General features: G+C 64.0%; 11 protein-coding genes and 1 tRNA gene. 1 reads left to right on the top strand and 11 read right to left on the bottom strand.

Annotated features, from left to right (window positions below):
- Nucleotides 1-22: 22 nt before the first annotated feature.
- The gene (locus SMA01S_RS09015; protein WP_066820527.1) at nt 23-1,528 is read right to left on the bottom strand and encodes a TolC family outer membrane protein; all 1,506 of its coding nucleotides are present in this window, start codon (nt 1,526-1,528) and stop codon (nt 23-25) included.
- 34 nt (nt 1,529-1,562) lie between these two features.
- A complete protein-coding gene (locus SMA01S_RS09010; RefSeq protein WP_066820526.1) occupies nt 1,563-2,243 on the bottom strand; it encodes a protein-L-isoaspartate O-methyltransferase family protein in 681 nt (226 codons plus the stop codon).
- A 182-nt stretch (nt 2,244-2,425) separates the two neighbouring features.
- Between SMA01S_RS09010 and SMA01S_RS09005 the strand changes: the two genes are divergently transcribed.
- Nucleotides 2,426-2,499, top strand: a tRNA-Cys gene (locus tag SMA01S_RS09005).
- Between the two features lie 25 nt (nt 2,500-2,524).
- On the opposite strand, the gene SMA01S_RS09000 is transcribed toward SMA01S_RS09005, so the two are convergent.
- The 9 genes from SMA01S_RS09000 to SMA01S_RS08960 form a co-directional block, all read right to left on the bottom strand.
- Complete coding sequence (locus tag SMA01S_RS09000; RefSeq protein WP_066820524.1) at nt 2,525-3,415, bottom strand: aldo/keto reductase; 891 nt, start codon at nt 3,413-3,415, stop codon at nt 2,525-2,527.
- 39 nt (nt 3,416-3,454) lie between these two features.
- Nucleotides 3,455-3,841 (bottom strand): response regulator, encoded by a 387-nt coding sequence (locus SMA01S_RS08995; RefSeq protein ID WP_066820522.1) that lies wholly within the window; start codon nt 3,839-3,841, stop codon nt 3,455-3,457.
- A 66-nt stretch (nt 3,842-3,907) separates the two neighbouring features.
- Nucleotides 3,908-6,322: a sensor histidine kinase gene (locus SMA01S_RS08990; RefSeq protein ID WP_066820520.1), complete on the bottom strand. Its 2,415-nt coding sequence runs from the start codon at nt 6,320-6,322 to the stop codon at nt 3,908-3,910.
- Between the two features lie 56 nt (nt 6,323-6,378).
- Nucleotides 6,379-7,656 (bottom strand): GGDEF domain-containing phosphodiesterase, encoded by a 1,278-nt coding sequence (locus SMA01S_RS08985; protein WP_245649213.1) that lies wholly within the window; start codon nt 7,654-7,656, stop codon nt 6,379-6,381.
- Nucleotides 7,657-8,184: 528 nt separating this feature from the next.
- A complete protein-coding gene (locus tag SMA01S_RS08980; RefSeq protein ID WP_157093877.1) occupies nt 8,185-9,657 on the bottom strand; it encodes an efflux transporter outer membrane subunit in 1,473 nt (490 codons plus the stop codon).
- A 272-nt stretch (nt 9,658-9,929) separates the two neighbouring features.
- A complete protein-coding gene (locus tag SMA01S_RS08975; RefSeq protein WP_245649212.1) occupies nt 9,930-11,555 on the bottom strand; it encodes a DHA2 family efflux MFS transporter permease subunit in 1,626 nt (541 codons plus the stop codon).
- Nucleotide 11,556: 1 nt separating this feature from the next.
- Nucleotides 11,557-12,684 (bottom strand): HlyD family secretion protein, encoded by a 1,128-nt coding sequence (locus SMA01S_RS08970; RefSeq protein WP_066820518.1) that lies wholly within the window; start codon nt 12,682-12,684, stop codon nt 11,557-11,559.
- Entirely contained in the window at nt 12,681-13,313 is a 633-nt protein-coding gene (locus tag SMA01S_RS08965; protein ID WP_066820516.1) for a CerR family C-terminal domain-containing protein, read from the bottom strand. The genes SMA01S_RS08970 and SMA01S_RS08965 overlap by 4 nt, the downstream gene beginning before the upstream one ends.
- Nucleotides 13,314-13,405: 92 nt before the next feature.
- On the bottom strand, nt 13,406-15,061 hold the full coding sequence (locus SMA01S_RS08960) for an inorganic phosphate transporter (RefSeq protein WP_066820514.1): 1,656 nt from the start codon (nt 15,059-15,061) through the stop codon (nt 13,406-13,408).
- Between the last annotated feature and the right edge of the window lie 123 nt (nt 15,062-15,184).

Genomic DNA, 15,184 nt, shown 5'->3' with positions numbered 1-15,184 from the left:
ACGAACCCGCGCAAATCGCGAGCTATTTGGACTCGTTTGCGGGACGATCGGGGGCCGTGTCAACCGGGGCATTCAACTGAGGGTCGAGCGGACGCTTTTGCGACGAGTCCTGCGACGGCGTATCGCGGGTGCTGGTACCGATCGGTTTATATGTTGGATCGATGTCCCAGTCGCTCCATTTGCCCTTGACGCGCTTGTAGTTGGTCAGCGGATCGTAGAGCGCGCCACCCTCGAGACCGAGGTCACGCGCCTCGGCCTGCCCCATCGCCGCGAGCAATGCGAAACCGGCGACATAAGCGTCGCGCTGCGCGGTCACCAGGGTCACCTGGCTGTTGAGCAATTCCTGCTCGGCATTCAGGATGTCGAGGATGGTGCGGTTGCCGACGCTGTTCTCGGCGCGGACACCCTCCAGGCTCAGTTTGTTGGCTTCGACCGCACGCTGCGACGAGGCGATCACCTCGAGCGAAGACTTCCAGATGGCATAGGCCGAGCGCGTCTGCGCGATCACGCCGCGTTCGGTATCCGTCGTCTGCTCGAGCGCCTGGGCCCGGCGCGCCTGCGCCTGGCGCACCTGCGCCGACGGGCCGCCGCCTTGATAGAGCGGGACCGAGAATTGCAGACCGACCGTGCCCGCCGACCCGGTCTGGCCCGGCTTGGGGCTGGTGCCGGCGCCGTAGGAACCGAGATAGTTGAAATAATTGCCGCCGACGACACCGCTCAATGTAGGCAGGCGCGCACCCTTGGCCGCGTTGATGTCGAAGCGCGTCGCGTCGCTGTTCCGCTGCGCCGCGAGCAGTACCGGGTTGTTCTTCAACGCGACGTCGACAGCGTCGTCGGGCGCATTGGGCAGGTTCGGCAAAGCGGGAGGATCTTCCAGCTGCCCGGGAGGCGAACCGACCACCCGAATGTAGCTTTCCTTGCTCGAGATGAGCTGCGCCTGAGCCTGTTCGAGCTGGCCGCGCGCGACCGACAGGCGCGCATCGGACTGCGCAACGTCGGTACGCGTCAGGTCGCCCACCTGGAAACGATCCTTGGCAGCCTGGAGGTTGACCTCCAGCACCTTCACGTTTTCCTTGTTCAGCCCGACGATCGCCTCGTCGCGGATCACGTCCATATAGGCGCCGACCACGCCGACGAATGTATCCGATTCGGTGCCGCGCAACTGCATGCGGCTTGCCTCGACGCGCGTTTCGGCGCCCTTGATCGAGTTGCGGACGCGGCCGCCGCTATACACCGGGACCGAGACTTGCGCGCTCGCCTGAAGCTGGCGGTCGGGCGACAGCAAGCTGTTCTGGCTGCTGTTCAGCGCATTCTCGGTATAATTGCCGGTGACGCCGGCATTCGGACGTCCCTGCGCCTTGGCGATCGGGACGTTCTCATCGGACGCGCGGACATTGGCGCGCTCGGCAGCCAGTCCCGGATTGGTGTTGTACGCTTTGACGAGCGCTTCGCGCAGCGTGTCGGCGGCGGCCGGCACGGCGGCGATGGCCACCATGGCGACACCAGCGAGTAGGACGGAAACGCGCATCAAATCCCCATTTCTTCTAAAACGCCCATTTCTTTCAAAAGGCGAAGCCCCGCGGCGTCGAAAAACCGGGCAGCTCGACGCAATCCACGTCGGCGAACGCGCGCAGCCCGAACGCGCCCTTGATCGTGCGCCCCGACGCCAGGCGCGATACGCCACGTTCACGCAGCCCGGTCACCACACGCCCTCCGGGGGCAACCTGGCCAACCAGCGATTCGGGCAGTGCCTCGACACAGCCATCGACGATCAACACGTCGTAGGGCGCGCCCGCTTGATGGCCCTGACCGAGCGGTCCCTCCACCAACTCGACATTGCCGTACCCCGCCAGCGCAGCGCGGGCGTGCGCGGCAAGGTCCGCATCGCTTTCGACCGCGACGACCGAGCGCACCAGGCCGGAAAGCACCGCGGCGGTATAGCCACCGGCTGCGCCGATTAGCAGCACCCGGTCAGTCGGCTCCAGATAGGCCTCGGTCAACAGCTTGCCGGTAGCGATCGGCAGATTGAGATAGCGGCCGTTGCCGATCGCCACGGCGGTATCGCGATAGGCCAGCCGACGCGCGCCTTCCGGCACGAACGCTTCGCGTGGCACTCTGCCCATTGCGGTAACCACGCGCGGGTCGTTGACCGCGTTGGTACGCAACTGGCTCTGCACCATGGCATGGCGCATCGTCTCGAAGCTGATGTCCTCGCCGGTCGTTTCTGGCGCCAAGTTGCTCATAGCCCGCCCAATCGCATAACTGTTTTACGTATGCAACACACTTCGTGCCGCTCGGCTGCTATATGGCGCGCCGCGCCGCACGCCAACCCGCAATAGCGTATTAAATTATACACGTCATATGAAGCCACTGTTGACTTGAGGCGGTCCTATGCGCAAAGCCCCGCGCCTTACCACGCCTACGGGGCCCGTTGGCGGAGTGGTTACGCACCGGACTGCAAATCCGTTTACGCCGGTTCGATTCCGGCACGGGCCTCCATCATCGCGCCTTTCCGGCCAAGCGATCAGGGTAGTTTTTTCCCCATCGACGCCTGCAGAACCGCATACCATTCGGCGCGCGTCCATTCGACCTTGAAGGCATCGCGCGCCTCACGAATTCGCTCGACGCGCTGACTGCCGACGATCGGAATGACCCGCGCCGGGTGCGCCATCAGCCACGCATAGGTCGCGGCCGCCACGGAAACGCCATAGTGCGCGCCCTTCTCCGCCAGCAGCGCGGCAACCGGCCCGTCCTGGCCCAGTCGCCCTCCACCCAGTGGCGACCAGGCAAGGACGGCGTGGTCGCGTGCCATCGCCAGGTCGAGCGTGCCGTCCCACAGGGGATCCGTGTGGAGCGGCGAGAATTCGGGCTGCGTGCTCACCAACGGAATCGAGAGAAAGCTTTCCAGCGCCGCAACCTGCGCCGGCGTGAAGTTGGACACACCGATCGCGCGCGTCTTCCCACTGGCGATCATCTTCTCGAGCGTCGCTGCCAATTCCTGCGGGTGGGCGAGCAAGTCGGGGCGATGAACCTGCCAAAGGTCGACCTGTTCGACGCCCAGGCGTCGTAGCGATGCGTCGAGAGCGCGCTCGAGATAGGCCGGACTCGAATCGTACGGCACACCGGGAATGATTCCGCCCTTGGTCGCCACCACCATGCGAGCGCGCAATTCGGGCGCCTCGCCTAGCACGTGGCCGAGCGCCGCTTCGGCATCGCCGAATCCGCCGGTGCCGTCGAAGCCATAGATATCGGCCGTATCGAAGAGCGTGATCCCGCTGTCGAGCGCTGCCTCGATCAGCGCGCGGGCGCCGGCGACGTCGTCACCGCGAAGCCGCCACATGCCCCAGGCGATAGGCGAGACGAGAATGCCGCTTTTGCCGAGCGGCCGTGATTCAGTGGAGAGATGTTCGATCATGGCAGCGCTCTTGCCACGAGCGTGAGCGAGCGGAAATGGCTAAAGGATCACGTCGCCCTCGCCGCCCGCGAGAATGCGGCCCATCGCCTCGAACAGAGCATCCATCGCCACTGGCTTGAACAATACCTCATTGGCGCCCGCCGCGATGCAGCGTTCGCGCAGATCGATCGCGGTATCCGCGGTGACGACGATGATCGGCAGTTTTGCCTTGGCATCGGGCCGCGCGCGAATGCGCTCGATCGCGGTGATGCCATCCATCCCCGGCATGCGCAGGTCGACCAGCGCCATGTCGAAATCGCGCTCGTCGATCAGTTTCAAACCGATCTCCGCGCTTTCCGCCTCGGTCATTGCCGCGCCCGCCACATCGAGCATGTCGGCGACGACGCGCCGATTCATCGGATCGTCCTCGATGAACAGCACATTCATCGCAGCGACCCCATCCAGGCCGTCGGGCAAAGCGTATCAGGTAGCATGGTTGGGTCCCCTATCCGCTTATGCAGCCCGACTATCAACATCTTCATTTTGCGCTACCGAAACGATCGTCTGAACCAGTGCCGCCCCGGCAATCGGCTTGGCAATCAGTTGATCTACGCCTGCCGTGGTTAACCGGGTGCGGTCAGCCACATCCGGGTTTGTCCAGAGTAGAGACATCGGCGCGCCGGCGAGGCGCCCGATCGCCGCTTCCACATCGCCGTCCATCGCAATCGTCGCCTCATCGGTGACGATCCGCTGGACGCCGCCTGCTTCGATCATCTCCGCCGCTTCGTCGATCGAGCCGACCGCGATCAGCGCCGGGAAACGCGGCGCGAACAAGGTCTTCAGCATTGCGCGGCTGATTGGGTTCTTGTCGACGATGAGCAGTGCCTTGCCATGCTCGTTCTCGACCGCCGCGGCTTTATCCTCCTCGACGCGAACCAGCGGAACGGCCACGGTAAACGTCGACCCCTCCCCGGGAACGCTCGCCACCGTGACGTCGCCGCCCATCGCCCGCGCGATGTTGCGACAGATCGCCAAGCCCAGGCCGGTGCCGCCGAACTGACGCGTTGTGCCGGCGTCAGCCTGACGGAACGACTCGAAGATGAGTTCGAGCTTGTCCGGAGGGATGCCAATCCCGGTATCGCGGATTTCGATGGTCACCTGCTCGCCGTCGGCCCCCTGAATCACCCCCGACCGGACGTGAATATGTCCATTCTGGGTGAATTTCAGCGCATTGGAAAGTAGGTTGAACGCGATTTGTCGTAAACGCGCCGGATCGCTTTCGATCAAGGGCGGCGCCTCGCTCACGTCGAGCGCGAATTCGACGCCCTTGGCCGCTGCCTGCTCCTGCCACATGCGAGACACGTCGCGCAGCATCGCGGCGAGGTCGACCGGCGCGCGCTCGATCGTCAGATTGCCCGTCTCCATCTTGGCGACGTCTAGGATATCGTCGACCAACGCGCGCATCGATACGCCGGCGCCATGCACCACGCCGATCCGGTCGCGCATCGCGGGGTCGAGCCGTCGATCGGCCAGCATGACCTGGGTCATCCCCAGAATGCCATTGAGCGGCGTGCGGATCTCGTGACTGGTCGTGGCCAGGAATTCGGTTTTGGCGGCCAGCGCCTTGCCCAGGGCCGCGTTGCTCGCTTCGAGATCGATGTTCGCCGCGCGCACTTGGTTGCGGCTCTTACGGATCGTGATGAGCCCGAAGCTCAACATACCGAACACGATGACCGAAACCACCGATGTCGCGACGAATATCCAGAATTGCGCATCGGCGCGCCTCTTCGCCTCGTCGGCCTGTAGCTTGGCGATCTGAAGCTCTTGATTGGCGAAGTCGAACTTCGCGCTCATCAGCGCGGTGTTGTTCGATCGCGCGGTCGTCGTCGTTTTTTCGTCGATCGCTCGAATCACCTCGAGCTCGTGCAGCGCTTGCGGCTTGTCGCCCAGCTGCTTGTAAATATCATAGGCGGTCGTGTGTGCCTGCCAAAAAGCCACGGTGTCGACCGCGCCACCCGCCAAAGCAAAGGCTCGTTCGATCTTTGAGCGTGCCTCGGTCAACTTACGACGCTCGAACGCGGCCTTGGCGGCAAGCGCCCAGAGCTGGGCCACATCGTCGCGCGAGGAGCTATCGGTCAGGCTGAAGCCCTGCGCGATCGTCCGTTCGGCTTCATCAAGCTTGCCGGCCCACAATTCGTTCCGCGCCAGATTGCGCAATACCATCGCTTCGAGGGCCGGATTCTGGCTCCGCCGCGCGAACTTGAGCGCCTTCTGAAATTCGACCTCAGCTTCGTCATATCTGCGCAGCTCGCGCAGAGCGTCGCCTCGGTTGCCGTGAATCGTGCTCAACAATTGAGAATCGGCGCTGCCAACCGCGAGCGCCTTGTCGCTATTCTTGATCGCGCCGTCGAAGTCGTTGGCATCGAGGTAGATCCCGGCAATGCCGATCAACGCCTTGGCCTGGCCGGTCGTATCGCCGATCCCGCGATAGAGGTCGTGCGCCGCCTGATAGTCATGCAATGCACTGGCGATGTTGGCCTTGTCGGCATTCCAACTGCCCCGGGCGAGCAAGATATCGGCATTCAGCTTGCTGCCCTTCGCCACGCGTTCAGTGATGCTCAACGCTTGCGCCAATAATTGGCCCGCAGCGGCCGGCTTGCCGCTGAAATTGGACGCGACACCCTGCAGCCACAGTGCGGTGGCGATCTCGACGTCGCGATCGGGTCCCGCCATGCGCTCCGCGAGCTTGCGCGCCGCGATTGCCTTCTCCACGGTCAGTTGCGGATTGACGCCCATGGTCGCCTTGGCGTCGCCCAACGCCTTGTCGACTTGGGCCTTGTCGACTTGCGTCCCGTCGACCTGCGCCACGCAAGGCGCCGCGACGAGAATCGCAAACAACGTGCACGCGCGCAGGATCCACCGAGTCATGACGTGGCCAGAATGAACGTGCGACGTTAAAACCGCGCTAAGGTCGACACGACCGATCAGGCGAGACGGCGAAAAGCAGCGGCGCGGAAGCTCGCCCGCGCCGAATCCACCAGCGCGGCATCCTTGTGATCGCGCAGGAACTGACGGAACGCCTCGATCTCGATCGGACGGCTGATCAGATACCCCTGGATCATGTCGCATCCCATGACGCTGAGCAGGGCGAGTGCCGCCGGTGTCTCGACCCCCTCGGCTGTCACTTCCATTTCCAGCGCGTGGGCAAGGTCGATGGTCGATCGGACGATCAGCGGGTCGCGGTTGCTGCTCGTCAGCTGCAGAACGAACATCTTGTCGATCTTGAGCTCGCGCGCCGGCAGCTGCTTGAGATAGGCTAGGCTCGACAGCCCCGCGCCGTAATCGTCGATGGCGATCGCAATGCCATGATCAGCGAAGATATTCAGATTGGCGATAGCGCTGACCGGGTCGCGAATCACCGAGGTCTCAGTGATCTCGAAACCAAACGGGACGCCTGAGTTGCTGACCATCTCGCAAGCGCGCTTCACGAACAAGGCATTGCTCAGCAATTGGCCAGAGATGTTGACGAAAATCGTGATCTCCTGCCCGTCGGCGCGGAGATAATGCTGGTCGGTGATGACCTGTTCGATCGTCCATAGCGTCAGCCGATCGATATCGCGCGAGGCCTCGGCCAGCGGAATGAAGTCGCTCGGCAGTATCAATCCGCGCGTAGGGTGACGCCAGCGCACCAATGCCTCGGCGCTGGCAATCTCCTGGCGGCGGACATGCACCTTGGGCTGATATTGCAGGAACAGCTCGCCGCGATCGATCGCGCCCTTGAGCTCGCGCTTCAACGCCTGCTTGTCGATCATCGGGTCAACCAGCGACAGATCGCGAAGCACCAATTGATTCTCGTTGCGCGACTGAACCAGCGCGTCCTCGGCCTCCTCTGCCAGGCGAACGTCATCCAGCGTGCCTGGGGGGCCGGCAGCGATACCGATCGCGAGGTCGATATGATGACGTTCACCGTCAAGGTCGAACGGCTCGGCCAATGCCTCGGTCAGGCTATCGGAGAATTGTTGAAGTTGGCTGGCATCAGCGACGCAGGTTTCGACCTCGACTGTCCAGCGGCCGATCACCGTCGCCACGACGCCGGGCATCGCGCCCGCGATTCGGTCGGCGATGTCGAATGCGATGTCGTTCGACCGTGCGACGCCGAGATGCCGGCGCAGGAATGCCTGGTTGGTCATTTGCGCAAGCGCCTGAACAGCCCAGGGTTTCGCGGCGGAAACCTGCGCGAACGGCGTCGCAGCACCGCGCATACGACTCCGCGATGTCGACGAAAGGCCGGATTGGCCAACCGGTTCTTCGACCGGGCTGATCGGGGTGTGGTCGCGCGCCATCGTCGCCCTGCTACCCCCAAGGGCCTGAAAGAACTCTTAAGCTCCCAAGCCCGAACCTCAGGGAAAACACGTAACCGTCCGGAATCGCGATTGCTTTTAAGTTAAAAACCCATTAAGAATTTGCTCGTGCCCGGGGTGGGCGCATTAGGAGTAAAGCAATGCTCGCGTTTCTCATTGCGCTCGTCCACGGCGAAACCATTCGTCCCTGGTAAAGCGATTCTAGACGGCCCGCTTCCCACCGATTGACTTGTTGATTCAACAAGTTGGCGGTGGAGGCGGGTCGCTCTGTGTCTGGCCGGATCGTTCTCTTGCGGCACTGCCGTTGCGGCCGAAAGTCGCGCTAAATTAACCTTTTATTAACTTTTCCGAATCGGCCGCTAACCATTACGCGCCGTGGCAACCCCGCGCGAAAAGAAAAATGGTCTGCGCGTTTGCCCAGCGCGCTCGTTAACCGGCGCTCGGGGTGCCTTCCGACCAGCCGCCACCAATCGCCTTGAACAAGGCAACCGATAGCTGCCGCAGTTGCGCGTCGCTGTCCGCCAGGTTTTCCCTCGCGCGCAGGACGTCCACTTGCGTGTTGATGACCGTATCCTGCGCGACCAGGCCTGCCTGGTATCGCGCCTGATCGGCGGCAGCGGTGCGGTCGGCATCGGCCAACGCCTGGCGGAGCAGCGCATTGCGGCGGCGTTCGGCGTCGATTCTGCTCAACGGATCCTCGACGTCGCGCAGTGCCTGCAGCACCGTCAGGCGATAATCCTGATACGCTTGCTCGCGCTGCTCCTTGCGGATGCTCACCGTCGCCTTGCGCTTTCCCCAATCCAACAGCGGAAACGTCGCCTGTCCGGTGCCGGTCAGTTGCAGGCTATCGCCCGCAAACAGGCTGCCCAGCGTGGTCGAAATGAGTTGCGCCATCCCGGTCAGGCTGAACTTCGGGTAGAGATCGGCGACGGCGACCCCGATATCGGCGGTCGACGCGGCCAGATTGCGTTCGGCGGCGCGAATATCTGGGCGGCGGCGCAGCAGGTCGCTGGGCAACCCGGCCGGGATTTCCGGCGTCGGGACCAATGCGGGCAACGGCCCGGACAATTCGCCCATCAGAGCCTCTGGCGGTTGTCCGACCAGGACGCCTAGCGCGTGTTTGCGCACGTCGAGATCGGCCTTGAGCGGTTCCAATCGCGCCCGCGTCGCGGTGATGTTGCCGTTCTGGCGGGTGACATCGATCGACGGCGTCAGCCCGACCTTGGCGATGTTGGAGGCGATCTGCAGCGCCCTGCTCTGCCGTTCGATCTCGCTTTCGATCACCGCGATCTGTTCCTGATCGAGGCGAAGCGCGAAATAAGCGTCGGCGACTTCGGCCGCGAGCGTCACCGCGGCGTCGCGCCGGTTCCACTCGGCCGCCTCGGTGCGCGCCAGGGCCGCCTCGACGCCGCGCCGGCCGCCGCCGAAGACGTCGAGCTCCCAGCTCGCGTCGAAGCCCACCGCGAAGGTCTTGATGCTGTCGCCGGGCAAAGCGACGCCGGAAGGCGGTCCGCTGTTACCGCCTCCCGAAAAGGCGCGCGCCAGGGTCGCGAAGCCGGCATTCTTGCTGAACTTGACGTCGGTCGCGTTGGCGTCGGTGTTGACCACCGGCTTGTACTGCGCGCGCGCCTGGATTTCGCCCAACCGCGCCTGGCGCACTCGGCTCGCGGCCGCCGCCATATCGGGATTGTCCTTGAGCGCGCGTCCGATCAGATCGGTCAGCTTGGGATCGTTGAACGCCTCCCACCAATGCGCCGGATCGATTGCCTGGCCGGGAGGCGGCGCGCCTTGCGGGCCGGCATAGGTCGCGGGCACGGCCAGATCGGGCTTGGTGTAATTCGGACCGACGGTGCAGGCGGCGAGCGCCAGCATCGAGACGAGCAGGATCGGTTTCTTCAGCATTATAAGGGTCCGCATGTAGTTGGAACGAGCTCGTGACGGAGCCGATTCTGGTGTTGGGCAAGAAGCAAGGAGGGAGCGATGCTGAAGCATCGTGACCGACGCGGCGACGCCGCCCCACGCCAAAATCGGCCCGCCCCGAAGGGGTCGCCCGGAGAAGCCCGCCGGACGTCGTCACTTACTTGCGCGTAGCTATAGCTACGCGACTGCGCTGCGTTACTAGCCAACGGGCTTCTCCGGGCGATCACGATGCTCGTTCCAACTGCATGCGGACCCTAATGTCCCATTCCGCCGCTCGCGCCCTTGCCCGAGTTCATGAAGAAGACCACCGGCAGCAAGATCAGGATCAGCACCATCAGCGACCGGAAGACGTCGAGGAACCCGAGCATCGCCGCCTGCCGCTGCACTTGTTGGTAGAGGACCGCCTGGGGCAGCATGGTCGGATCGCCCAACCCGGCGAACGCGCCCTTAGCCTTGGCGAGCCAGTCGGTATAATTGGGGTCGAGCGGGTTGAGTTTCTGGACCAGCTCCGTCTGGTGCCGTTGCATCGAGCCGGCCAGCATCGATTGCGCCGCCGAAATGCCGATCGATCCGCCCAAATTGCGCGCGACGTTGAGCAGGCTCGACGCTTGCGCGGTCTTGTTGCGCGGCAGCCCCTGATAGGCGACCGCGTTGATCGGCACGAACAGGAAGGGCAGCGCCATCGCCTGATAGAGCCGCCCCATCGCGGCGTCGGCGAAGCTGATATCGGGGCTGAAATGCGACATGTTCCACAATGCCGCCGCCTGCACGAGCAACGCTCCGCCGAGCAGAATCCGGGCATCGACCTTGCCGACCATGCGCCCGGCGAATGGTACTGCGACCAATGTCGCGAGGCCGCCCAGCGTCAGCGCCAGCCCGGCATCGAACGAGCTGTAGCCCATCACTTGCTGCAGCATCTGCGGGATCAATTGGGTCGTGCCGAACAGGATCAGCCCGGTGATGCCCATGATCAACGTGGTGATCGCGAAACTGCGGTTCTTGAACAATTTGAGGTCGACCACCGGATCCTTGTGGTTGAGCTCCCAGAAGACCAGCGCGACCAGCGACACCGCCGAGATCGTCGCCGTGGCGACGATCAGGCCGCTGGCGAACCAGTCCTCGCGCTCGCCGCGGTCGAGCGTCAGTTCGAAGAAGCCCAGACCAAGTGCAACCAGGATCACGCCGATATAGTCGATGCGAAGGCCACCCTCGAGCCGCTTCGCGCGATCCTGCTTCACCTGCTTGGGCTCGTCGACGAACAGGTCGGCCAGGATCCATGCGCCGATGCCGATCGGCACATTGATCAGGAACACCCAATGCCAGCTCGACGTCTCGGTGATCCAGCCACCGAGCGTCGGGCCGAGCACCGGACCGACCACGACGACGATCGCGAAGGCCGCCATCGCCATGCCGCGCTGTCGGGGCGGGAACGTGTCGACCAGCATCGATTGCTCGACCGGTGCCAGCCCGCCCCCGCCTATCCCCTGGAACACGCGTGCGATGACCAGGGTCGTCAGGTTGGGCGCGATGCCGCAGACGAACGAGGAGATCGTGAACAGCGCGATCGAGATCAGGAAATAGCGTTTGCGCCCGATCGCATCGGACAGCCAGCCCGAGATCGGAATGACGATCGCGTTGGCGACCAGATAGCTGGTCAGCACCCAGGTCGCCTGATCGATGGTGATCGACAGGCCGCCGGCGATATGGTCGAGGCTGACATTGGCGATCGAGGTGTCGAGCACCTCCATGAAGGTCGGCAGCGAGATGATCGCGACGATCAGCCAGGGATTGAACCGCCCCGCCGCCGACCTCGCGTCATCCCAGCCGTCCTCGCTCCGCGCGGGCTTCGCCGCGCCGGCCGGCACCGCGGCGCTCGCCACCTCAGCGGACCTTGACCGACGGCGTCACCGACATGCCGGGGCCGATCGGGTAATTGCGCGGGTCCGGATTGCCGTTGCCGGTGACGAAGGTGATCCGCACCGGCACGCGCTGGACCACTTTCACGTAATTGCCCGTCGCATTCTGCGGCGGCAGAATGGCGAAGGCCTGGCCGGCGCCGCGCTGGATCGAATCGACCCGACCCTTGAACTCGATATCGGGATAGGCGTCGACCTTGATCGATACCGGCTGGCCGATGCGCATGTTCTTGAGCTGGGTTTCCTTGAAGTTCGCGGTGACCCACATCGTGTCGGGCACGATCGCCAGCAATTGGCTGCCCGGCGCAACGTACGATCCCTTGTTGACCTGGCGATTGACCACCTGACCCGACACCGGCGCGACGAGGCGGAGATTGCCCAAGGTGACATTGGCCTGGGCAACCTGGGCACGCTTGGCGGCGATCACCGCGCCGGCCGCGTCGACCTGCTTGCGCGCGACCGCGATCTGCGCGTCGGCGCTCGCGATCTGGCGCCGGGCGGCATCGGCCTGCGCCCGGGTCGAATTGGCGTTGGCACGCGCTTGGTCGAGCTGAGTCGAGGCGACCGCCGAGCGATCGATCCTCGCCAAATTCTGATAACGGGCGAGATCCTGCGCGGCCTTGATTGCGGCGGCCAGCGGGGCTTGCGCTTCCGCCGCCGACTGATTGCGCGTGGCGATCGCGCTGCTGACCTGCGCCTGCGCCTGTTGCAGCTGCGCGATAGCCTGATCCACGCCGGCACTGGCTTCGGCGAGCTGCGCTTCGGGGCCTGTGGGCTTGATCACCGCGAGCAACTGACCGGCATTGACGTGGCGGTTGTCGAGATCGGCGACATCGATCAGCGTGCCCGCCACTTCAGGCGCAATTCGCACGATGTGCGCGTCGACGAATGCATCGTCGGTCGCTTCGAACTGGCGCGAATGCAGGTAGTAGAGCGTCCCGCCTACCACCGCGACCCCCGCGACGAGGATCAGCACCCAGAAGAACGGCCGGCGATAGATCGGCGTGGCGTCCTTGGCCTTGGCATTTTCCCTGGCCTCGTCCCCTGCTTCGGGCTGATCGGGGGCCGCCGGTGGCTGGGTATCGTCGCTCATCGCGTTTCCTTTGCTTCCGCCGTCAGGGCATCGAGAATGGCGTTGGTGTTGGCGTGGATGCGGGCGCGGATGCGCTGCGCCAGCTCGTCGCCGATCGTTTCGATTTCGAACAGCCGAAGCGCCGAGGCGCGGGCCGACCGCAGGACCAGGACTTGCCCGAACAGTGTCAGGCCAGTGACGCGCGCGTCCTCGTCGTCCTCGATCCCGGTGGCGATGCAAATGAAGCGGATCAATTTCCGCATCATTTGTCCCATCGGCCCGTCAAACAACCGCGCGAACGCGGCCGTCGGGCGCATCTGTTCACGGACGATGAACAGGCTCCAGCTTTCGCTCTGTTGCGCGATCATCTTGTCGAACAACGCGTCCAGCATTCCGTGCACAGCCCGACGCGCGCCGGCCGCGTCGCCATCCCCAACTTCGACCAGAAGAGCCGAAGACATCCCCTCCGCCATGCGGCTGGAGATATGGTCGGCGGCGGCGAGATAGAGCCCTTCCTTGCCGCCATAATGATAAGTGATCGAGGACATCGCGGTCCCCGCCGCCGCTGCGATTTCGCGGGTGCTGGCGCCCTCGAGTCCATGCTTTCCGAAGGCATCTACGGCAATGTCTAGGAGTCGCTGCTGGACCATGGGCAGCCCATTAGTTCGTTCGAACGAACAATCAACCCATAAATGAAAGGAGAGCGGAAATCCGCTCTCCCCTCCCCGAACTCAGCCGGTCTTCAACTGACGAATTGCAATAGAATCCAGTACAGCCCGCCCGACAGGATCATTGCCGCCGGCAGGGTCAACACCCAGGCCAGCACCATGTTCCGTATCGTCCGGAATTGCAGGCCGGCGCGATTGGCGAGACTGGCCCCCGCCACACCGGAGGTGAGGATGTGCGTAGTCGACACCGGCACCGCCATCCTGTCCGCGAACGCGATTGTCAGACCCGCGACCAGTTCGGCCGCTGCGCCCATACCGTAGGTCAGGTGAGTCTTGCCGATCCGCTCGCCCACGGTCTTCACGATGCGCCGCCAGCCGACCATTGTGCCGAGCCCGAGCGCGACCGCGACCGCCAGCTTCACCCAGATCGGGATATAGCGCGTGCCCAGCTCGAGGTTCTTCTGATAGCCGTCGATCGCCTTCAACTCGGCGGGCCGGAAGCGCGTACCAGCGTCCTTCGCCTTGGTGATCAGCTTCGACGTGTCGAGCACCAGATACATGTCGTTGCGCAGGTTTCCGGTCGCCGCCGCCGGAATGTTGGAAATGGTGCCATAGCCCTGGATGCGCTGGCTGATATCGGCCGACAAGATGGTGATCGCGCCATAGACGCGCGCGTCGTCCGCCTTGCGCTGCTGCAGCGCGGTAACCAATGTCGCGCGGGCATGATCGGCGTTTGGATCGGCAATGCCGGCGCGGGCCGTGAACGGCGCCACCCCGGTCTTCGCCGTCTCGATGAACGCCGCGCTCGCGCTCGCGGGCATCGTGCGGTTGAGCGCATAAGCCGTCGGCGCGCAGCCGATCAAGATGAGCATGATCAGCCCCATCCCCTTCTGCCCGTCGTTCGAGCCGTGGAAGAAGCTGACCAACGTACAAGTGAAGATCAGCAGCGCGCGGACCGGCCCCGGCGGCGGCGCGTCGCCTTGGGGTGCCTCGTAGAGGCTGGGCGTACGGATCACCTTTTTCATCAGCGAGAGCAACAGGAAGGCGCAGACGAAACCGATCAACGGGCTCCAGAACAGCCCGGACAGCACGCCATAGGCCTGGCTCCAATCCACGCCGGCGGTGCCGCCTTTCGAGCCCGAGGAAATCAGCTGATTGGCGAGACCGACGCCGAGCACCGACCCAATCAGCGTATGGCTCGACGAATTGGGCAGCCCGACATACCAGGTCGCGAGGTTCCACAGCACTGCCGCCAGCAACAGGGCGAAAATCATCGCGTAGCCGGCGTTGGATCCGACATGCAGGATCAGGTCGACCGGCAACAATGTCACGATCGTATAGGCGACCGCGCCCGAGGACAGCAGCACACCGAGGAAATTGAACGCTCCCGACCACATTACCGCGAGCGGGGCCGGCATCGAGTTGGTGTAGATGACCGTCGCGACCGCGTTGGCGGTGTCGTGAAAGCCATTCACGAATTCGAATCCCAGCGCGATGACCAGGGCGACGATCAGGAACGCGAAGACGTGCGTCGCCATCTGTTCGCCGACATGGTTGGTGTCGACCAGGATCGAATAACCGGCATAACCCAGCGCGCCGACGATCAGCGCGGCGAACACGAACTTCGCGATCGGGTGGTTGGGCTGATCGAGACGCCGGCCTCGCGGCGTCGGGTCAGACTCGGCCGCAAGAAGCACTTGGCCGGAATCAGCCGTTAAATCGGTAGCCATGTCGCCGCCCTGCACGGATCGTGTGACAGGCTTGTTACAGCCCCGTCCCATTGCGGGCCGACATTGCCGATTTCTTCATAGTCGCGCGCCTAAGCCGCCTCCGGTCGACATCGATTCGCCGAG

The organism is Sphingomonas mali NBRC 15500 (assembly GCF_001598415.1).
Classification (GTDB): domain Bacteria; phylum Pseudomonadota; class Alphaproteobacteria; order Sphingomonadales; family Sphingomonadaceae; genus Sphingomonas; species Sphingomonas mali.
This window is presented reverse-complemented; position numbering and strand designations above follow the sequence as displayed.

What these genes read in the sequence shown, in the direction of transcription:
- SMA01S_RS09015 (WP_066820527.1), bottom strand. Translation starts at nt 1,528, where the DNA reads ATGCGCGTTTCCGTCCTACTCGCTGGTGTCGCCATGGTGGCCATCGCC.
- SMA01S_RS09010 (WP_066820526.1), bottom strand. Translation starts at nt 2,243, where the DNA reads ATGAGCAACTTGGCGCCAGAAACGACCGGCGAGGACATCAGCTTCGAG.
- SMA01S_RS09000 (WP_066820524.1), bottom strand. Translation starts at nt 3,415, where the DNA reads ATGATCGAACATCTCTCCACTGAATCACGGCCGCTCGGCAAAAGCGGC.
- SMA01S_RS08995 (WP_066820522.1), bottom strand. Translation starts at nt 3,841, where the DNA reads ATGAATGTGCTGTTCATCGAGGACGATCCGATGAATCGGCGCGTCGTC.
- SMA01S_RS08990 (WP_066820520.1), bottom strand. Translation starts at nt 6,322, where the DNA reads ATGACTCGGTGGATCCTGCGCGCGTGCACGTTGTTTGCGATTCTCGTC.
- SMA01S_RS08985 (WP_245649213.1), bottom strand. Translation starts at nt 7,656, where the DNA reads ATGCGCGGTGCTGCGACGCCGTTCGCGCAGGTTTCCGCCGCGAAACCC.
- SMA01S_RS08980 (WP_157093877.1), bottom strand. Translation starts at nt 9,657, where the DNA reads ATGCTGAAGAAACCGATCCTGCTCGTCTCGATGCTGGCGCTCGCCGCC.
- SMA01S_RS08970 (WP_066820518.1), bottom strand. Translation starts at nt 12,684, where the DNA reads ATGAGCGACGATACCCAGCCACCGGCGGCCCCCGATCAGCCCGAAGCA.
- SMA01S_RS08965 (WP_066820516.1), bottom strand. Translation starts at nt 13,313, where the DNA reads ATGGTCCAGCAGCGACTCCTAGACATTGCCGTAGATGCCTTCGGAAAG.
- SMA01S_RS08960 (WP_066820514.1), bottom strand. Translation starts at nt 15,061, where the DNA reads ATGGCTACCGATTTAACGGCTGATTCCGGCCAAGTGCTTCTTGCGGCC.